Annotated in this window: 13 protein-coding genes; 3 read left to right on the top strand and 10 right to left on the bottom strand. The window is 59.1% G+C overall.

From position 1 onward, the window contains the following. Window positions 1–26: 26 nt before the first annotated feature. Window positions 27–1,028 (bottom strand): metallophosphoesterase family protein, encoded by a 1,002-nt coding sequence (locus MEB48_RS26315; protein ID WP_237886708.1) that lies wholly within the window; start codon window positions 1,026–1,028, stop codon window positions 27–29. Between the two features lie 195 nt (window positions 1,029–1,223). Here MEB48_RS26315 and MEB48_RS26310 point away from each other — a divergent pair, with 195 nt between their 5' ends. Beyond that, a complete protein-coding gene (locus MEB48_RS26310; protein ID WP_237886707.1) occupies window positions 1,224–2,237 on the top strand; it encodes a metallophosphoesterase family protein in 1,014 nt (337 codons plus the stop codon). 116 nt (window positions 2,238–2,353) lie between these two features. Here MEB48_RS26310 and ccoP (MEB48_RS26305) read toward each other — a convergent pair whose 3' ends face one another. From ccoP (MEB48_RS26305) to ccoN (MEB48_RS26270), 8 genes are all read right to left on the bottom strand, one after another. Continuing rightward, window positions 2,354–3,337, bottom strand: a complete 984-nt coding sequence (ccoP, locus tag MEB48_RS26305) for a cytochrome-c oxidase, cbb3-type subunit III (RefSeq protein ID WP_237886706.1) — start codon at window positions 3,335–3,337, stop codon at window positions 2,354–2,356. Continuing rightward, the gene (locus MEB48_RS26300) at window positions 3,334–3,519 is read right to left on the bottom strand and encodes a CcoQ/FixQ family Cbb3-type cytochrome c oxidase assembly chaperone (protein ID WP_003175465.1); all 186 of its coding nucleotides are present in this window, start codon (window positions 3,517–3,519) and stop codon (window positions 3,334–3,336) included. Before MEB48_RS26300 ends, ccoP (MEB48_RS26305) begins: the two co-directional genes overlap by 4 nt. Before the next feature lie 5 nt (window positions 3,520–3,524). Then, a complete protein-coding gene (gene ccoO, locus MEB48_RS26295; protein ID WP_009042961.1) occupies window positions 3,525–4,133 on the bottom strand; it encodes a cytochrome-c oxidase, cbb3-type subunit II in 609 nt (202 codons plus the stop codon). Next, on the bottom strand, window positions 4,133–5,575 hold the full coding sequence (ccoN, locus tag MEB48_RS26290) for a cytochrome-c oxidase, cbb3-type subunit I (RefSeq protein ID WP_237886705.1): 1,443 nt from the start codon (window positions 5,573–5,575) through the stop codon (window positions 4,133–4,135). The genes ccoO (MEB48_RS26295) and ccoN (MEB48_RS26290) overlap by 1 nt, the downstream gene beginning before the upstream one ends. Window positions 5,576–6,055: 480 nt before the next feature. Then, a complete protein-coding gene (gene ccoP / locus MEB48_RS26285) occupies window positions 6,056–7,009 on the bottom strand; it encodes a cytochrome-c oxidase, cbb3-type subunit III (protein ID WP_237886704.1) in 954 nt (317 codons plus the stop codon). Then, entirely contained in the window at window positions 7,006–7,209 is a 204-nt protein-coding gene (locus MEB48_RS26280; RefSeq protein ID WP_237886716.1) for a cbb3-type cytochrome oxidase subunit 3, read from the bottom strand. The genes ccoP (MEB48_RS26285) and MEB48_RS26280 overlap by 4 nt, the downstream gene beginning before the upstream one ends. Before the next feature lie 21 nt (window positions 7,210–7,230). Further along, window positions 7,231–7,839: a cytochrome-c oxidase, cbb3-type subunit II gene (ccoO, locus tag MEB48_RS26275; protein ID WP_052965446.1), complete on the bottom strand. Its 609-nt coding sequence runs from the start codon at window positions 7,837–7,839 to the stop codon at window positions 7,231–7,233. A gap of 10 nt (window positions 7,840–7,849) precedes the next feature. Then, a complete protein-coding gene (gene ccoN, locus MEB48_RS26270; protein WP_237886703.1) occupies window positions 7,850–9,274 on the bottom strand; it encodes a cytochrome-c oxidase, cbb3-type subunit I in 1,425 nt (474 codons plus the stop codon). Window positions 9,275–9,383: 109 nt separating this feature from the next. Between ccoN (MEB48_RS26270) and MEB48_RS26265 the strand changes: the two genes are divergently transcribed. Further along, window positions 9,384–10,064, top strand: coding sequence for an alpha/beta family hydrolase (locus tag MEB48_RS26265; RefSeq protein ID WP_237886702.1), 681 nt, complete (start codon window positions 9,384–9,386; stop codon window positions 10,062–10,064). Between the two features lie 121 nt (window positions 10,065–10,185). On the opposite strand, the gene MEB48_RS26260 is transcribed toward MEB48_RS26265, so the two are convergent. Then, window positions 10,186–11,751, bottom strand: coding sequence for a methyl-accepting chemotaxis protein (locus tag MEB48_RS26260; protein ID WP_237886701.1), 1,566 nt, complete (start codon window positions 11,749–11,751; stop codon window positions 10,186–10,188). Between the two features lie 324 nt (window positions 11,752–12,075). Here MEB48_RS26260 and MEB48_RS26255 point away from each other — a divergent pair, with 324 nt between their 5' ends. Next, the gene (locus tag MEB48_RS26255) at window positions 12,076–19,638 is read left to right on the top strand and encodes a type I polyketide synthase (RefSeq protein ID WP_237886700.1); all 7,563 of its coding nucleotides are present in this window, start codon (window positions 12,076–12,078) and stop codon (window positions 19,636–19,638) included. Window positions 19,639–19,641 lie beyond the last annotated feature (3 nt).

The following is a 19,641-nucleotide window of genomic DNA, read 5'->3' as shown; positions in this document are numbered from 1 at the left end:
GGAATCCGCTGACCTCGATGCGAGCCTTATTTCACCGGGATGGTGTGTGTGGCGACGGGATTGTGCCAATCGTTGTCGGCGATGACGTAAACCGTCAGTTGCTTTCTGTCGGTAGAGAAGCTGGCGTACAGCCAGCTCTGCCGGGTCGCAGAGCCACTCATGAACAAGGGAATGTCGCCGTAGATGTAGTTGCTGGATTCGTACATCCCGCTTTGCTTATGCGCATTGGCGGAAAACACGGCAGTCACGCCGTAGTCTTCAATCAGCTTTTTGAAACGCATGATTTCGCTTTCCTTGACCGGCCAGCTAAATGGCTGATGCAAATTAAGCAAGATGATTTTCCCCTCGGCGCGTGCTCGTTGCAGATCACGTTCCAGCCAGTCGAGGGATGGGGTAATTTCATAGGCGGTCGTATTGAAAAAGGATTGCGTGGAAAAATTGACTGCATAAGTCGGTTCATTATGCAGTTGGATCAGGTGAACATCCCCAAAGTCCTTGGAGTACGCCAGGCTTCCATACCAGATTTTCGTAAATCCGGACGCTCTGGCGGCGAGGTCCATGTTCTGAAGCTTTCCCCAATACCGATCCTTGAGGTCATCGACGCTCCCAGCCGCGCAGCTGGAACAGCTCGCGACGTTTAAATCGTAGTCATGATTTCCTAGGCCGTAGTCATAGACGTTATCGAGTTTATTTTGCAGTACAGTCCTGATGTAAGTGCGTTGACTACCCAGTCCGGAAGCGGTCAGGTTGCCATTAATCATAACGGGAACCGTGGCGGCTCCCCCTGATTGTGTTCTGAAGTCAGCAATGCTGGAGTATTGCGTATTGATTAACCATCGCGAGCGTTCTTCGGTGTTAGCGGCGGATTCGATTTCTCCATTGTCGGACTTTTCACTTGAGGGAAACTTCGGGTCTGAGGCAAAGACAATATATCGTGGCGACAGATCAGCGGCGACCGCATACAGGGTAGGCAAACTCCAGGCGAGTATCAGGCAGGCGAGGAGTGTTGAGTGATTTGATAGTTTCATGGGAATCCATTCCGTCAGTAATGATCAGTGTTGAACTTATATTGTTCTGTTCAGGTGTGCGAGTAATGATTGGGTAATATTGATTGGATATGTTTCCTTGTGGTTGTTTGTTGGATGGGGTATTTGTTTGCAGGTGGCGATTGTTGTTCGTTGCACGATGATCAAATATTATTTATCCAATGGAGTGGGTGTTCGATGAGGTTATATAAGGAAATAAAAAAGTTGCTGGGTGTGGCGTTACTGTGGGCTTTTTTTTCTATCTGTGCAGCGGCCTCGACTGGGGGGCCAAGTCATATGATTTTTGCGTCGGATCCGCAATTTCCGTGGACTGAAAGTTCTGATTATAGCTGGGAGGAATCCAGCTCGGATCGCGACAAACGTTCGCGTGGGTTGATTGAGACCCAGTATTCGGATATTGCCAATTTCAGACGTAACTTTAGCCAGGACCCTGGCCGCATTCCGGTGATGATCAACGGCGATATGACGGCTTTCGGCCATGGCGGCGAGCGATCCACCATCAAATCTATCCTGGATAAGCAACTCGGAGGTCTTTATGACTATGGGCTGGGTAATCACGATTATGCCAATAACGTAGACGATTGCTTTCTCAATAACTGTGCGGCTGGGAGTGTTAATGATTTAAAAAGCCGTTATTGGGGTAAAGTTAATTCTATGGACTTGGCGGCTCGAGCTTCGGGGCTAGGCACAACCTATTACGGCAGCCTCGCCTATTCAAAAACCTTCGGTGATGTGCACATGGTTCAGTTGCACAAGGAGCCGACTTATACCGTTACCTTCACTTCAGGGATCGTTAAGACAACCACCTATGAAATCACCGATGCGCTTGATTGGCTGGATAAAGATCTGGCTCGGGCACGGGCTGACGGAAAGATCATTATCTTGAACATGCACAAGGTCTATGACTGGAGAAAGGCTAGCGCGGCTCAGATCAAGCGCTTCAGGGAGATGATCAACACCTACAAGGTTACCGCGGTGTTCGGTGGTCATGACCATTGGGGCGTTGGATGGTATGGCCGTGGCGAAGAGCTTTTTGGCGATGTGCCGGTTTTCCTGAGCGGATCGTCTTCGCAACAAACGTATCTGATCGCCAGCTTCACTGAGGACAGGCAGGCCCTTGAGGTCAGCGTAGTCAAAGGCAATAACTGGCCTAGTCGTCAAGTAGCAGGCGAAGCGCAAGTGCGCAAGTAACAGCTAACCGACCCACGTCCGCGTCATCTGCGTGACCACCGCTTGTGCCGGTCGGCGAATAAAAAGGCCCCGCCAACTTTCATTGGCGGGGCCTTTATATTGGTCAGGCATATGCCTTACTGGGCGTCTGCTCCCGGTGCTTTTTCACCATGAGACAGGCTATAGACGTAAGCAGCCAGCAGGTGAACCTTGTCGTTGCCTTGCAGCTGTTCTTGCGCAGGCATCTGGCCCTGACGGCCGTAACGGATGGTCTGCTGCAGTTGAGCGAAGCTCGAACCATAGATGAACCCGGCCGGGTGAGTCAGGTCAGGGGCGCCCATGGCTGGGGTGCCTTTGCCGGCAGGACCGTGGCATGCCACGCAGTTGGCGGCAAACAGTTTCTGGCCGGCAACCGGGTCGGCCTTGGCGCCTTCCGGCAGCTTGCGGCCATCGAGGTTGGTCACCACGAACGCGGCAACGTCGGCAACGCCTTGTTCACCGATCACTTCAGCCCAGGCCGGCATCACGGCATGGCGACCGCCCATGATGGTGGTCTTGATGGTTTCTGCCTCGCCACCCCAGCGCCAGTCGGCGTCGGTCAGGTTAGGGAAGCCGTAGGCGCCTTTGGCGTCGGAACCGTGGCAGACCGAGCAGTTGGAGGCGAACAGGCGGCCACCCATCTTCAGGGCTTGCGGGTCTTTGGCGACTTCTTCGATCGGCATGGAAGCGAATTTGGCGAAGATCGGGCCGAATTTGGCGTCCGACCTAAGCATTTCCTTTTCCCACTCGTGAACGCCGGTCCAGCCGGTCTGGCCGTTGGCGAACGCGGTCTGCTTCTCGTTATCGAGGTAGTTGTAACCCGGCAACAGGCCTTTCCAGTTACCCAGGCCCGGGTACAGCACCAGATAGCCGAGGGCGAAGATGATGGTGCCCACGAACAGCATGAACCACCATTTCGGCAGGGGGTTGTCGTACTCCTCGATCCCGTCGAAGGAGTGGCCAACCGTCTCTTCGGTGGCTTCGCTGCGCTGGCCCTTGCGGGTGGACAGCAACAGCCAGGTCAGGGCGAAGATGGTGCCGAGACTGAGGACTGTGACGTACAGACTCCAGAACGTAGTCATTCTTTGTTACTCCTAGAAGCTTGCTCGACGTGCTTGATGGCTTCGGGATCATCCGCAAAAGGCAGCAAGGTCGCGTCTTCAAACTCCGACTTGCGCTTGGGGCTGAACACCCACAGCGCCAGACCGATGAAGGCCACCATCACAACAACGGTGCCCAGGCCACGAATCATCCCGATATCCATCTAAATCACCGTTTGCTTTTGATGATGGTGCCCAGGCCTTGCAGATAGGCCACCAGCGCGTCCATTTCGGTTTTGCCCTTCACGGCATCCTTGGCGCCGGCGATGTCTTCGTCGGTGTAAGGGACGCCGAGCGTGCGCAAGACTTCCATTTTCTTGGCGGTGTCTTTGCCGTCGAGCTTGTTTTCCACGAGGAACGGGTAGGCCGGCATTTTCGACTCAGGCACCACGTTGCGCGGGTTGTACAAGTGCGCACGCTGCCAGTCATCGGAGTAACGACCGCCAACACGGGCCAGGTCCGGGCCGGTACGTTTGGAACCCCACAGGAACGGGTGGTCCCAAACGCTTTCACCGGCGACCGAGTAGTGGCCGTAACGTTCGGTTTCAGCACGGAACGGGCGGATCATCTGCGAGTGGCAGCCGACACAACCGTTGGCGATGTACACGTCGCGGCCTTCCAGTTCAAGGGCGGTGCGAGGCTTCATGCCCTCGACCGGCTTGTTGGTGACGTCCTGGAAAAACAGCGGAACGATTTGAGTCAAGCCGCCGATGCTGACGGCGATAACCATGAAGAAGGCCAGCAGGCCAATATTCTTCTCGACTGCTTCATGCTTCATCAGTGAGCTCCAACTACAGCAATCTTGGTAGCGGCTTCGGCTTCAACCGGGTTCGAGGCGCGAACGGTACGGAACACGTTGTAGGCCATGAGCAGCATGCCGCTGGCAAAGAACGCACCGCCCAGGGCACGAACGATGAAACCAGGGTGGCTGGCTTGCAGCGCTTCGACGAACGAGTAGGTGAGGGTGCCGTCATCGTTGATTGCACGCCACATCAGGCCCTGGGTGATGCCGTTGACCCACATCGAAGCGATGTACAGCACGGTACCGATGGTTGCGAGCCAGAAGTGCGCGTTGATCAGGCCGATACTGTGCATCTGCACGCGACCGAACAGTTTCGGGATCATGTGGTAGATCGCGCCGATCGAGATCATCGCTACCCAACCCAAGGCTCCGGCGTGTACGTGGCCGATGGTCCAGTCGGTGTAGTGCGACAGCGAGTTGACGGTCTTGATGGCCATCATCGGGCCTTCGAAGGTCGACATGCCGTAGAACGCCAGCGATACCACAAGGAAACGCAGGATCGGGTCGGTGCGCAGCTTATGCCAGGCGCCCGACAGGGTCATCATGCCGTTGATCATGCCGCCCCAGCTGGGAGCCAGCAGGATGATCGACATCGCCATGCCCAGGGACTGAGCCCAGTCCGGCAGTGCGGTGTAGTGCAGGTGGTGCGGACCGGCCCAGATGTACAGGGTGATCAACGCCCAGAAGTGCACGATCGACAGACGATAGGAGTAGATCGGACGCTCGGCCTGCTTCGGAACGAAGTAGTACATCATTCCCAGGAAGCCGGTGGTCAGGAAGAAACCTACCGCGTTGTGGCCGTACCACCACTGGATCATCGCGTCAGTCGCACCCGAGTAAGCCGAGTAGGACTTGAAGAAACTGACCGGCAGGGACGCGTGGTTGACGATATGCAGCATCGCGGTCACGACGATGAAGGCACCGTAAAACCAGTTACCGACATAGATGTGTTTGGTCTTGCGCTTGACGATGGTGCCGAAGAACACCAGACCGTAGGTAACCCAGACGATGGCCAGCAGAATAGCCAGGGGCCATTCCAGTTCCGCGTATTCCTTGGTGGTGGTGAAACCCATCGGCAAGGTAATGATCGCGCCGACGATCACCGCTTGCCATCCCCAGAAGGTGAAGGCCGCGAGGCTGTCGGAAATCAGTCGCGTTTGGCAGGTTCGCTGCACGACGTAATAGGAAGTGGCAAACAGAGCACAACCACCGAAGGCGAAAATCACCAGGTTGGTGTGCAGCGGGCGCAGGCGTCCAAAGCTCGTCCATGCCAGACCGAAGTTCAACTCCGGCCAGACCAGTTGCGAGGCGATGAAGACACCGAGCCCCATGCCAAGGATCCCCCAGACCACCGTCATGATGGCGAACTGGCGGACTACCTTATAGTTATAAGCAGTCGGACTGATTGCTGTGCTCATTCTAAGGTTCCACGGTTTGGGTGTTTTATTAGGATAAAAATCGGCCGCAAGTATGGAGAAAGCGGGGGGGTATTGCAACGCGCCATGACCTGGGTCAATGCTTTCCAAAGCTGATTCTGCGGCCTTTCCATGCGCCGCGTAAGGACAAAATTGCCCTCGGACAAAATGCCGTAGCGGATGAAAAAGGCGAGGGGTCAGGTCGGATGTAACTGGGTGTGTTCAAACACGACGATCGGGCAATAGATGGCAATGGGCACGACAGCCGGTATCTACCAGCCTTTGCGGCCTGTCATCGAGCAAATTCGTCACACATAGGGTTTGGATCGACCTGGAACCGGTGTTGGCCAGTCCGCATCGCAAGGAAGCTTAGACCCGAATCCGGTGAACTGAAAGGAAGACCAGGGGAGGGTGCGACAATGCGTCGCAAAGGGGCAGGGAACTGCCGCATCCGGGTGAATGCGGCAGCAGAGCGGACGAGATTTATTCGCTTTTGCCTTCAGCCTGTAAACGCTCAGTGCTCAACCCGTGAGACAGGCTGTACACGTAAGCAGCCAGCAATTGCACTTTGTCGTTGCCGAGCAGTTCGTTCTGCGCTGGCATATGACCCTGGCGACCATGACGAATGGTTTGTTCAAGCTGCCCCAGGCTTGTACCGTAGATAAAACCGGCCGGTTGCGTCAGCTTCGGCGCTCCCATGGCTTCAGTGCCCTGGCCGTTTGCCCCATGACAGGCTACGCAGGTGGCGCTGAACGCTTGCTGTCCGGCGTGCAGATCGGCTGTGTTGCCGGCGGGTAATGGAAGGCCGGCCAGTTCATGACGCACATAGGCTGCAACGTTCTTCACACCCGCATCGCCGAGGATTTCACCCCAGGCCGGCATCGCGGCCATGCGTCCGCCCATGATGGTCGTTTTGATCATGTCGGCATCGCCGCCCCAGCGCCAGTTGCTGTCGGCCAGGTTCGGGAAGCCAAATGCACCCTTGGCATCCGAGCCGTGGCACACCGAGCAGTTGGAGGCAAACAGACGGCCGCCCATTTTCAGCGCTAGCGGGTCCTTGGCCACTTCTTCCACCGGCATGGCGGCGAATTTGGCGAAGATCGGCCCGAACTTCGCGTCAGCCTTGTTCATTTCCTTTTCCCATTCGTGGACGCCGGTCCAGCCGTTCTCGTAACCGGGCAGGATACCTTTCCAGTTGCCCAGGCCCGGGTAAAGCACGAGATAACCCACGGCAAATACCAACGTTGCGGCGAACAGCAGGAACCACCACTGCGGCAGCGGGTTGTCGTACTCCTCGATGCCGTCGAAGCTGTGGCCCATGGTCTGGTCGGTGCTGCCCTTGGTTTCCCCTCGGCGCGTACCGATCAGCAGCCAGGTCAGGCCGATCAGGCTGCCGATGGTCAGTACGCAGATCCACGTACTCCAGAAGGTGGTCATGGCCGGGTACTCCTTGCGGCGGATTCTTGTTGGGTGCTGTTTTCGGATGGCGGCTCGTCGGCGAACGGCAGGAGGCGCGCTTCGGCGAATTCCGGATTGCGTTTGCTGTTGAACACCCACAGCGTCAGGCCGACGAAGGCCACGAACACCACGACGGTGCCCAGACCGCGGATCATTCCACTGCTCATTTCGCTGATTATTTCAAAGGGCATGGACATGACTCACCTCTTGCTCTTGATGGCAGTACCGAGCACTTGCAGGTAGGCGACCAGCGCATCCATTTCGGTTTTGCCCTGGAGCGAGGCGACTGAGCCTGCGATGTCGTCGTCGGTGTACGGCACGCCGAGGGTGCGCATGGCGCGGATCTTGGTTTCGGTGTGGCTGCTATCGACCTTGTTGTCGACCAGCCACGGGTAGGCCGGCATCTTCGATTCCGGCACCACGTTGCGCGGGTTGTACAAATGCGCGCGGTGCCAGTCTTCGGAGTAGCGACCGCCCACGCGCGCCAGGTCCGGCCCGGTGCGTTTCGAGCCCCAAAGGAACGGGTGATCCCAGACGCTTTCACCGGCCACCGAGTAGTGGCCATAGCGTTCGGTCTCGGCGCGGAACGGGCGAATCATCTGCGAATGGCAACCGACGCAGCCTTCGCGGATATAGATGTCGCGACCTTCCAGTTGCAGCGCGGTGTAGGGCTTCATGCCTTCCACCGGTTTATTGGTCACATCCTGAAAGAACAGCGGGACGATCTGGGTCAGGCCGCCGATGCTCACCGCGAGCACCATCAGCAACATCAGCAGGCCGACGTTTTTCTCGATTGTTTCGTGTTTCATGGCGGACTCCTCAGGCGATCTGCGCGGCAGCGGCGGCTTCGGCAGGCTGCGAGGCCTGCACGGTGCGCCAGGTGTTGTAAGCCATCAGGAACATGCCACTGAGGAAGATCGCGCCGCCCACCAGTCGCACGACGAAGCCGGGGTGGCTAGCCACCAGGGTTTCGACGAAGGAGTAGGTCAGCGTGCCGTCCTCGTTGACCGCGCGCCACATCAGGCCCTGGGCGATGCCGTTGACCCACATCGAGGCGATGTACAGCACGGTGCCGATGGTCGCGAGCCAGAAGTGCGCGTTGATCAGGCCGATGCTGTGCATCTGCGTGCGACCGAAGACTTTCGGGACCATGTGGTAGATGGCACCGATGGAAATCATCGCCACCCAGCCGAGCGCGCCGGCGTGAACGTGGCCGATGGTCCAGTCGGTGTAGTGGGAGAGGGCGTTGACGGTTTTGATCGCCATCATCGGCCCTTCGAAGGTCGACATGCCGTAGAACGCCAGCGAGACCACGAGGAAACGCAGGATCGGGTCGCTGCGCAACTTATGCCAGGCGCCCGAGAGCGTCATCATGCCGTTGATCATCCCGCCCCAACTTGGCGCCAGCAGGATCAGCGACATCACCATGCCCAGCGACTGTGCCCAGTCCGGCAGCGCGGTGTAATGCAAGTGGTGCGGACCGGCCCAGATGTACAGGGTGATCAGCGCCCAGAAGTGCACGATCGACAAGCGATAGGAATACACCGGACGCTCGGCCTGTTTCGGCACGAAGTAGTACATCATCCCGAGGAAACCGGCGGTGAGGAAAAAGCCTACGGCGTTGTGTCCGTACCACCACTGCACCATGGCATCGGTCGCACCGGCGTACATTGAGTAGGACTTGGTGAAACTCACCGGCAATTCCAGGTTGTTGACGATGTGCAGGATCGCCACGGTGATGATGAATCCACCGAAGAACCAGTTACCGACATAGATGTGCTTGGTCTTGCGCTGCATGATCGTGCCGAAGAACACGACGGCATAGGCCACCCAGACAATGGTGATCAGGATGTCGATCGGCCACTCCAGTTCGGCGTATTCCTTGGAACTGGTGTAACCCAGTGGCAGGCTGATGGCCGCCAAGAGAATCACCAGCTGCCAGCCCCAGAAACAGAACGCGGCGATTTTCGGCGCGAACAGCCGGGTCTGGCAGGTGCGTTGTACCGAGTAGAACGAACTGGCGAACAGGGCGCAGCCGCCGAAAGCGAAGATCACCGCGTTTGTGTGCAGCGGGCGCAACCGGCCGAAACTGGTCCACGGCAGATTGAAGTTGAGTTCGGGCCAGACCAACTGGGCGGCGAGAAAAACCCCGAGCCCCATGCCGACGATGCCCCACACCACCGTCATAATGGCGAATTGGCGGACCACCTTGTAGTTGTAGGCGGTACTGATAGAAGTGTTCATGGTTCCCCATCCACGGTTCAGCCGAAGTGAGGGCCTGTCTTTGCGAGTAAGCCGCACGGCAGACGCTTCCTTCGTCTGGAGTTATAGGCAGACTAAAAGCGAGGCAAGCATGGACAAAGAGCACAAGGCCAGTATTGACGGGGATCAATGGCTGCGATGTGTGCGGGATCATGGATGGTTGTGGAATGCCGCCACAGCGCCGGCCTCGGCGACGCTGATTCTGGCCCATGGGGCCGGTGCGCCGATGGACAGTGACTGGATGAACGACATGGCCGCGCGCCTTGCTGCGCATGGGGTCAATGTGCTGCGCTTCGAGTTTCCGTACATGGCGCAGCGGCGTGTCGATGGCGGTAAACGTCCCCCGAATCCGGCACCCAAACTGCAGGAATGCTGGCGCGAGGTGTATGCCGTGGTGCGACGCCATGTCGCTGGGCGGCTGGCCATTGGCGGCAAGTCCATGGGCGGGCGGATGGCGAGTTTGTTGGCCGATGAGTTGGGCGCGGATGCGCTGGTGTGCCTGGGGTATCCGTTTTATGCGGTGGGTAAACCGGAGAAACCGCGGGTCGAGCATTTGGCGGCGCTGAAGACCCGGACGTTGATTGTGCAAGGGGAGCGGGATGCGTTGGGTAATCGGGCGGCCGTCGAGGCTTACACGTTGGCGCCGAGTATCGAGGTGTTCTGGCTGGCGGCGGCGGACCATGATTTGAAGCCTTTGAAGGCTTCGGGGTATATGCATGAGCAGCATTTGGCGGCTGCGGCGGGCAGGGTGGCTACGTTTCTAGGTCAGTGATCGTTCCCACGCTCCGCGTGGGAATGCAGCCTGGGACGCTCCGCGTCCCAACAGCGGACGCAGAGCGTCCATTGAGGCATTCCCACGCGGAGCGTGGGAACGATCAGGAGGGGCCCAACAATCAGCGATTAAATCGCTCCACCAACGAATACTGGGTATTCGCGGTCTTGGTCAGTTCTTCACTCAACAGCGCCGAGTGCTGTGCCTGTTCCGAGGTCTGGTCCGCCAGTTGCGAGATGTTGCTGATGTTGCGGCTGATTTCTTCGGCCACTGCACTTTGCTCTTCGGTGGCGGCAGCGATCTGGGTGGTCATGTCGGTGATGTTGGCCACCGCTTCGCTGATGCCTACTAGCGCCTGATCCGCTTCCAATACCCGCGCCACACCTTCTTCGGCCTGGCGATGGCCAGTCTCCATGGTCTGCACCGCCGAGCTGGCGGTTTGTTGCAGCTTGGCGATCAGCGCGTGAATCTGTCCGGTGGATTCGCTGGTGCGTTGCGCCAATTGGCGTACTTCGTCGGCCACCACCGCAAAACCACGGCCCATCTCGCCGGCACGCGCGGCTTCAATCGCGGCGTTCAAGGCCAGCAGGTTGGTCTGGTCGGCGATACCCTTGATCACGTCAACTACACCGCCGATTTCATCGCTGTCCTTGGCCAGCTGCGTGACTGTCAGGCCGGTTTCACCGACTACAACCGACAGGCGCTGGATGGCTTCGCGGGTTTCCCCGGCGATGTCGCGACCGCGGCCGGTCAGGCGATTGGCTTCTTGAGTGGCGTCAGCGGTGCGCTGCACATGGCTGGCGACTTCCTGAGTGGTGGCAGCCATCTGATTCACGGCGGTCGCCACTTGCTCGGTTTCGACGCGTTGACGTTCCAGGCCGGTGGAGCTGTTGTGGGCCAGGGTGTCGGACTGTTTCGCTTGTTCGGTCAGGTGCTCGGCGGTGTCCTGCAGACGGGTCAGGCAGGTTTTCAGGCGTGCTTCCTGGCTGAGGATCGACATCTCCAGGCGTGCCTGGGCGCCGCGACTGTCGGTGTACATCTGCGCGATCAACGGGTCGGACGTGGTCTGCTCGGCCAGGCGCAGCAAGCGCTTGATCCCGCGCTGTTGCCAGCTCAAGCCCATCAAACCCAGCGGCACCGAGAGGCCGGCCGCGAGGGCGAAACCCCATTGAGAGTTGAGCGAGGCGCCGATCATGAAGCTCAGTTGGCTGACCAGAATGAACGGCAGCCAGTCTTGAAGCACCGGGAGCCACTTATCCGTTTGAGGAACGGCTGACTTGCCCTGGTTGATGCGTTGGTAGAGCGCTTCGGCACGGCGGATCTGTTCGGCGGTGGGTTTGACCCGCACCGACTCGTAACCGATCACCTGATTGCCGTCGTACACCGGTGTGACATAGGCGTTAACCCAATAGTGATCACCGTTCTTGCAGCGATTCTTGACAATGCCCATCCATGGCAAGCCTTGTTTCAGAGTGCCCCACATGTGCGCGAATACCGCAGCCGGGACGTCAGGGTGACGAACCAGGTTATGCGGCGCACGGATCAGCTCCTCACGAGAAAACCCGCTGATTTCGACGAAAGCGTCGTTGCAGTAGGTGATCACGCCCTTGGCATCGGTGGTGGAAATCAACCGTTGCTGAGCCGGGAAGGTCCGTTCGCGTTGTGTAATGGGCTGGTTGTTACGCATGGCTTTTTCAATCCGCAAGGCTTTCAGGCGTTATCGGCGGCGTAGCGGTTTGGTTGAATGTTTTTTTCAAGAGCCTGACGTGTGTATCAAATTCACAGCGTGAATTGAAAAAATAGACCTCTCGCAGTTGAACTTTTCAGGTTCCCCTTAATCGGGTCGGCGCGTATGATTCGCCGCTATTTTGCGTAGGATGTTATCTACGGTCAGGGTTTGAAAAGTTACTTAGCACGCAAAGTATTGCCGGATTTCCAGCATTTACATTAATGGGATTGGATTGTTGTTCAGCCTTTGGAAAGGGGCTGGGGATGAAAAGGGTTAGTCGCAATGCGTAAGAAAGTTGCAATCATAGGGACGTCGTTCCGTTTTCCAGGCTCCACTTCTGCAACTTTTTGGCCGCACCTGCTGGATGGGCAGAGCTTTATCACCCAAGCGGATTTTTCTCGCTGGTCCAAGGACGAGTTTCTGCACCCGGACAAGGCTAATCCTGCAACGTCCTACACCTTTGCCTCAGGTTCCCTGGGTGATATTTCCACGTTCGACGCCGGGTTCTTCAATATTTCTCCTCGTGAAGCGGCGGTCATGGACCCTCAGCAGCGGCTGTTGCTGGAGCTGGGCTGGGAAGTGTTCGAGAACGCCGGGGTCAAACCGTCGAGCCTGCGTGGCAGCGATTGCGGTGTTTACCTGGGGATTGCCAGTGTCGACTATGGCTATCGCCTGGCGCATGACATGTCGACGATCGATGCAGCAACCGCCACCGGTAATACCTTCAGTATCGCGGCCAACCGCCTGTCTTTCTTTTATGACCTTCAAGGTCCGAGCATGGCCATCGACACGGCGTGCTCTTCTTCCCTGATTGCCTTTCACCAGGCTTGCCAGGCCATTCAGAACGGCGACATCGACCAGGCGATTACCGGCGGTGTCAGTCTGCATCTTCATCCTTTCGGCTTCCTGATTTTTTCCAAGGCTTCAATGCTGTCGCGCACGGGGCAATGCCATGTGTTCGATGAGTCTGCCGACGGTTATGTCCGTTCTGAAGGCGCGGGACTTTTCTACCTGAAGGATTACGCCAAGGCGATCGAGGACGGTAACCAGATCCTCGCGGTGGTTGCCGGCAGTGCGGCCAATACCGATGGGCGAAAGTCGAGTCTGACCGTCCCCAGTGCGGATGCGCAGATTGCCCTGATGAAGCAGGCCTACGACAGTGCCGGCATCAGTGCGGCAGACATTGACTACCTGGAGGCTCATGGTACGGGCACGCCAGTCGGTGATCCGATCGAGAGCCGGGCTATCGGGGAGGCTCTGGGGCAGCAGCGCCCGGCGGATCAGCCACTGCTGATCGGTTCGATCAAAAGCAACATCGGGCACCTTGAGGCAGCCTCGGGTGTCGCGGGCTTGATGAAGGCGTTGTACTGCGTGATCGAACGCAAGGTGCCGGCCACCATCGGCATCAAGAAACTCAATCCGAACATTCCTTTCGCCGACCTCAACCTGAGTGTGGTCACCGAAACCCAGGCGCTCAAACCCAGTGGAAAACTGGTGGTCGGGGTCAACTCTTTCGGTTTCGGCGGGGCCAACGCCCACGTCATCCTGGAAAGTCCGCCACAAGCGCCACAGGCCTCGAGCCAACCGGCGTGGGCAGTGCCGCTGATGGTCTCGGCCAAAGACAGCGCAGCCCTGGCGGCCCAGTCCGAACAGGTCGCGCAATGCGTTAGCAGTCCGGACGCGGCAAACCTCTACGACGTGGCTTACCAGTCGATGTTCCGCCGCGAGTTGCACCCGCAAAGGGTTGTGGTGTTCGGCTGCGATGCACAGCGCAGTGCTCAGGCGCTACTGGACTTCGCCACGGAACCGGGCGTTCCGGCATTGTCGACAGTGCTGGAAAGCGGTCGTGCCCTGGATGAGGCCAAAGGGCCGGTGTTCATCTTCTCCGGTAATGGATCGCAGTGGCAGGGCATGGGCAAGTCATTGCTGGCCGACCCGGTTTTCCATCAGGCGCTTGTCGAGCTGGATGCTATTTTTCAACCGCTATCGGGCTATTCGTTGATCGCCGAACTGGCGGGCGAGTTGGGCGATGAGCGTTATCAGTTGACTGAGTTTGCGCAACCGGCGCTGTTTGCATTGCAAGTGGGTGTCACCCGCATGCTGGCCGCAAAAGGCGTCGTGCCGGTGGCCGTCATTGGCCACAGCGTGGGTGAAGTCGCTGCCGCCTGGGCCTGCGGTGCGCTGACGCTGAACGACGCCACACGTGTGATCTATCATCGCAGTCGCCTGCAAGGCTTGACCAAGGGCAGCGGCAAGATGTCGGCGGTAGGCTTGTCTGGTGCAGACACGGCGAGCCTGTTGCAGACGCTCGGCCTGGACAGCGAACTGGTGGTCGCCGGCGAGAACAGTTTCAAGGGCGCAACCGTCGCAGGTCCCGTGGCCGCGCTGGACATTCTGGAGCAGGCGCTGGCCGAGCGTCAGGTGTTCGTTCGTCGCCTGGGTCTCGATTATGCGTTCCACTCGCCGGCCATGGAGGTGATTGCCGATCAGGTCATCGACGTGTTGAGCGATATCGTTCCGGGGCCCGCCGCGATACCGATGTATTCGACCGTGACCGGCGATGTGTTGGCCGGCGAATACCTGGACGCCGGGTACTGGTGGAAAAACATTCGTTACCCGGTACTGTTCGAGTCCGCCAGTACGGCGCTGGCCGGGCAGGGCTATAACGTATTCGTGGAGGTCGGGCCGCACCCGATCCTGCGTGCCTATGTGGCCGATGCAATGGCCAGCCAGGAACTGCAAGGTGTTGTGATCCCGACGCTGTTGCGTGGCGAAGAAACCCCGCAGTTGATTGATCGAACGTTGGCGAAGGTGCTGATTGCCGGCGTCGACATTGACCTGCAGTGCCTGTTTCCCCACACCGGCCGTTTCGTGCAATTGCCAAATTATGCCTGGCAGCGCGAACGTCACTGGCACGCGGACACCCCCGAGTCTTCCGGCAACCTGCGCCGGGAGCGCGTTCATCCGCTGTTGGGCTACCCGCTGCACGAGCATGAGTTCACCTGGGACAATCGCCTGGATACGCAATTGTTCCCGTCCTTGGGTGACCACAAGGTGGGCGATTCGGTGTTGTTTCCGGGCGCAGGTTTCACCGAGCTCGCGCTAGCTGCTGCACTGCAATATCAACCCGGTGCGTATGTGGAAATCGAAGAGCTGGAGATTCACAGCCCGCTCTTGCTGCATGCGGATTTCAGCAAAAAAGTCCGGGTGATGATCGACAGCACCGACGGTGCCATTTCCATCGTGTCGCGCAGCACGGCCCAGGCTGAACCGTGGGTGCAGCATGTGGTTGCAAGGATTCCCGGTGAAGCACGCGGCGCAAGGCTGGCCTGTACTGCTCCGGTTTTGCCGGCACGCGCGCCTGACTTCACCATGGCAGAACACCTGACGCTGACCCGTGCGGTCGGCCTCAATTATGGCCCGGCGTATCAAGCGGTCGAGGCCGGCTGGATCGATGGCAACCAGGTGGTGGCGCGGTTGACGGTCCCGGCGCCGATCGAGGCTGAACTGGCCACACTGAATCTGCACCCGGCATTGCTGGACAGTGCTTTCCAGCTGATTACCCAGTTGTTGAGCCAGGAGGCCGACAGCCGCACCGGCCTGGCCTTTATCCCGGTGAAACTGGGCCGTATCAGCTTCGCTGCCGGCAGCCTGCCGCCTTGCCTGGCCCAAGTCACGCTGGTGCGACGCTCGGCGCATTCCCTGCTGGCGGACTTCACTTTGTACGACGTCCATGGACGCGCGGTCATCTGCATCGAGGACGCCCGTTTCCGTGGTGTCCGGCTGCACAAGGATCGCAGTGGCGACATCAAACTGGTGGACTTTGTCGGGGTGGCCAAACCTTATCCTGCCAATGAACGCGCATTGCCATGGGTCGGTTCGCGGCTGGAGACGCCGCTGCGCGAGCACCTTGGCGCTATCGCCGATGATCCGGGGTTGGCCCGTTATGCCGATGAAATCGACCCTTTGCTCGACGGTCTGTGTGGCAGCTTCCTGCTGGAAGCCATCGAGAAACTGGGCGGTGAGCTGACACTGCAGCAGCGCTCCACTTGGGAAGCAGGACATTATCTTGACCATCTGCTTGAGCAGGCGGTGGAGGATGGCGGCCTGATCGCGATCGACAATGGCGGCTGGCAGCTTGCCGATCAAGGCGAGCGAGCCAGTGCGCAAGCCATCTGGCAGGCGCTGTTCAGCAGTTATCCCGAGCACTTCCAGATCATTCATTCGGTCGGCCGGATCGGCATGCACCTGTTGGAGTTGATCAGCGGCCAGGTGAGCCTTGCGCAACTGCTGCCACGTGAAACCACTCCCGCCGTATTGACCCGTCTGGTTCTCGGTGCGGCTGGTCAGCAGGCGTTGCTGGGTAGCCTGCGAGAACACGTCGCCCAACGCTTGAGCGTTCTGCCCGAGGGGCAGCGCCTGCGTATCCTCGAGCTTGGTTTCGAGGGCGCACCGCTGGCGGCAGACCTGTGTGTCGGCCTGAATTTCGACCGGGTCGATTATCAGTATTCGGCGCAGAACATTGAAACGGCATCGATGCTCCAGGCTGACTTTCCGGATCTTCAGATCCTGACCCTGGAAGCGTCGGAAAAACTCGCTCGGACGCCGGCCAACGACTTCGATCTGATCCTCGTCGCCACCGACCTGGCACCGCTGGAAGCCATCAGTCAAGGCTTGCGCCATGGCGCTGCAAGGCTGTGTGCCAATGGCGAAGTGCTGCTGCTGGCGCAGCATCCCGCGCGCTGGGCTGATTTCACCTTCGGTGCCGAGCCTTCCTGGTGGCTGGCCCGACAGGAGCTACAGGCATTATCGGTACAACAGACGCCGGGATTCTGGCAACAGGAACTGCGGCGTCATGGCCTGAAGGTGTCCGAACCCCTGGAGTTGATTCCTGGCTCGGCGTCCGGCAGCTACCTGTTGCTGGCCGCCGAAGAGGGCGCGAAGGCTCCCGCGATTGCCCCTGAATGTCCGCGCCAAAGCTGGTTGCTGGTAGCCGACGAGCAAGGACCTGAAGCCCCGTTTGCCCAGGCATTGGCCTCGCTGTTGCGTGCGCAAGGACAAGAGGTGGCGCTGCTTGCACCTGACTCGGCGTTGGTGCTTGCGCAACAGTTACGTGAATGTCCAGTGGCGCCTCAACACATTGTGATGCTGGCCGGGTTGTTCGCCTCCGAAGGGCTGGATGCGCAGGCTGACCGCTGCATGCTCGCCGCCGCCATCACTCAAGCCTGTGAGTCAGCCGGCGTCGCTGCGGATTGCTGGTTGCTGACCTCAGGCGCCGCCGTGCATTTGTTACCTCAGGGCGCCCACCGGGAAACGACTGTGCAAGCGATCGCCGATGCTGCCTTGTGGGGCTTCGGTCGGACCTTGACCAACGAAGCGGTCAGCTGTCGTGTCCGTCTGCTCGATCTGGCGCCTGGCGCCGGCGTCGAGGCCCTGGTTCCAGCGCTGCTCAATGTTGATGAAGAAACCGAACTGGCCGTCAGCGCGGCGGGCGATCGTTATGTCGCACGGCTGCGAGTCCAGCCCGATGAGTTGCCAGGTCATGCGCTGCCGGATGCGCCGACGCAGGTCAAACTCGGCTTCGATTTGCCTGGGCAACTGCGCAACTTGCGCTGGGAAGCACGCGCGCCGCGAGTGCCGGCCGACGATGAACTGGATATCGAGGTGCAGGCCACCGGTTTGAACTTCCGCGATGTCATGTATGCGTTGGGTCTGCTGTCCGATGAAGCGATCGAAAATGGTTTCTCCGGGCCGACGCTGGGCTTCGAATTTGCCGGTGTGGTGCGTGGTAAAGGGGCATTGGTCGAGGGTGATTTCCAGCCGGGCGACCGTGTCGTCGGTTTTGGTCCGTCGAGCTTCGCCAATCGCCTGATCACCAATGCCAACGCGGTGGCGCGTATTCCTGAAGGCATGTCCTTCGAAGCGGCGGCGACCATCCCCAGTACTTTCTTCACGGTGTATTACGCCGTGCATCACCTGGCGCGCCTGGAGCCGGGAGAGAAAATCCTGATTCACGGTGCAGCGGGCGGCGTCGGCATTGCCGCGATCCAGATTGCAAAATGGTGCGGCGCTGAAATCTACGCCACGGCGGGCAGCGACGAGAAGCGCGATTTCCTGCGCCTGATGGGCGTCGAGCATATCTTCGACTCGCGTTCGCTGGCGTTCGCCGAGGACATCCTGAGCATCACCGATGGCCGCGGCGTGGATGTGGTACTCAACTCCCTGGCGGGCGAGGCGATCAATCGCAACCTGCGGGTACTCAAACCGTTTGGCCGCTTCCTCGAACTGGGCAAGCGTGACTTTTACCAGAACACCAAGATCGGCCTGCGCCCGTTCCGCAATAACATCAGCTACTTCGGCATCGATGCCGACCAGCTGATGAGCGAGCGCCCGCAACTGACCCGTCGGCTGTTTGGCGAAATGATGGCGTTGTTCCGCGACGGGATTCTGAGCCCATTGCCGTATCGCGCCTTCGATGCCAATGAAGTCGTCGAAGCCTTCCGCTACATGCAACAGGCCAGACAGATCGGCAAGATCGTCGTGACGTATCGCACGCCGATCCAGGGTGTTGTCAGCGCGCCGGTCGCGCAACCGCGGGCATTGACGTTGGCCGCGAACGCCACCTACCTGGTCACCGGCGGGCTCAGCGGTTTTGGCCTGCGCACTGCACAATGGCTGGTGGAAAAAGGTGCGCGTCACCTGGTCCTGCTGGGCCGTCGCGGTGCCGCGACTGAAGAGGCGCAACCCGCGCTGGCGCTGTGGCGCGAACAAGGGATCGAGGTCCAGGCGCTGGCCTGCGATATCACCGACGCCGCGCAACTGGCGTCCGTCATGTCACGCATCGAAGCCAGCGCCCGGCCATTGCGTGGCGTGGTGCATGCGGCAACGGTGTTCGATGACGGCTTGATCCGCAACCTGACCCGCGAGCAATTGCAGCGCGTTCTCGAGCCCAAGGCCAAAGGCGCGCAATACCTGCATGAATTGACGGCCCATTTGCCACTGGACTTCTTCGTGCTGTTTTCCTCGGCCACGACCTTGTTCGGTAACCCGGGGCAGGCCAACTACGTCGCCGCCAACCATTGGCTCGAAGCGTTGGCGCGTCATCGGCTGGCACTGGGGCTGCCAGCCACCAGCGTACTCTGGGGGGCCATCGATGATGCGGGGTTCCTGGCTCGCAACCAAGACATCAAAGACGCCCTGCAAAGTCGCATGGGCGGTGCTGCCTTGCAGTCGCAAGCGGCACTGCAGACCCTGGAGCGCTTGTTATTGCAACGGCGTTCGGGGCTCGGCGTGCTTGAACTGGACTGGAAAGCGCTGTCGCGATTCCTGCCGGCCGCCGGCTCACCCAAGTTTAATGAGCTGGCGAGGTTGCACGGTGGTGAGCAGGACGAGGAAAGCGATGTCGATGATATCCAGCGGTTGTTGGCAGAAATGGACGACCCCGAGCTGATCGAACTGTTCAGTGAAATGCTCAAGCAGGAAATCAGTGAAATTCTGCGTTTGCCAACCAGCAAGCTGGACGCCTCGCGCCCGCTTCAAGAGTTGGGGCTGGACTCGCTGATGAGTGTCGAACTGGTGGTGGCTGTCGAGGAGCGATTCGGTGTGCGTCTACCGGTGATGGAACTTAGCGAAGCCTCAAGCATCGGCAAGATCACCGTTCGAATCCTCGAACTGCTGCGCGGCAATCAGGATTGCGATGTGCAACCGGAGAATGGAAATAGCTTGCAGGCACTGGCGAGCGATACGTTCTCTCGCCACGGAGTCGACCTTTCCCGTGACGACATCGCGCAGTTGAGTGACGGGCTCGACGCCCAGACTTCGAAACCTTCACGTTTGATTGATTGATCC

The sequence above is a fragment of the Pseudomonas sp. PGPR40 genome (assembly GCF_022014505.1).
GTDB lineage: Bacteria > Pseudomonadota > Gammaproteobacteria > Pseudomonadales > Pseudomonadaceae > Aquipseudomonas.
The sequence above is the reverse complement of the archived record's forward strand: the minus strand, read 5'-3'. Positions and strand labels throughout refer to the sequence as shown.

Excerpts from the sequence above, each read along its gene's own strand:
- ccoO (WP_052965446.1), bottom strand. The coding sequence starts at position 7,839 with ATGAAACACGAAACAATCGAGAAAAACGTCGGCCTGCTGATGTTGCTG.
- ccoO (WP_009042961.1), bottom strand. The coding sequence starts at position 4,133 with ATGAAGCATGAAGCAGTCGAGAAGAATATTGGCCTGCTGGCCTTCTTC.
- ccoP (WP_237886706.1), bottom strand. The coding sequence starts at position 3,337 with ATGACTACGTTCTGGAGTCTGTACGTCACAGTCCTCAGTCTCGGCACC.
- ccoN (WP_237886705.1), bottom strand. The coding sequence starts at position 5,575 with ATGAGCACAGCAATCAGTCCGACTGCTTATAACTATAAGGTAGTCCGC.
- MEB48_RS26310 (WP_237886707.1), top strand. The coding sequence starts at position 1,224 with ATGAGGTTATATAAGGAAATAAAAAAGTTGCTGGGTGTGGCGTTACTG.
- ccoP (WP_237886704.1), bottom strand. The coding sequence starts at position 7,009 with ATGACCACCTTCTGGAGTACGTGGATCTGCGTACTGACCATCGGCAGC.
- MEB48_RS26300 (WP_003175465.1), bottom strand. The coding sequence starts at position 3,519 with ATGGATATCGGGATGATTCGTGGCCTGGGCACCGTTGTTGTGATGGTG.
- MEB48_RS26260 (WP_237886701.1), bottom strand. The coding sequence starts at position 11,751 with ATGCGTAACAACCAGCCCATTACACAACGCGAACGGACCTTCCCGGCT.
- MEB48_RS26315 (WP_237886708.1), bottom strand. The coding sequence starts at position 1,028 with ATGAAACTATCAAATCACTCAACACTCCTCGCCTGCCTGATACTCGCC.
- ccoN (WP_237886703.1), bottom strand. The coding sequence starts at position 9,274 with ATGAACACTTCTATCAGTACCGCCTACAACTACAAGGTGGTCCGCCAA.
- MEB48_RS26265 (WP_237886702.1), top strand. The coding sequence starts at position 9,384 with ATGGACAAAGAGCACAAGGCCAGTATTGACGGGGATCAATGGCTGCGA.
- MEB48_RS26255 (WP_237886700.1), top strand. The coding sequence starts at position 12,076 with ATGCGTAAGAAAGTTGCAATCATAGGGACGTCGTTCCGTTTTCCAGGC.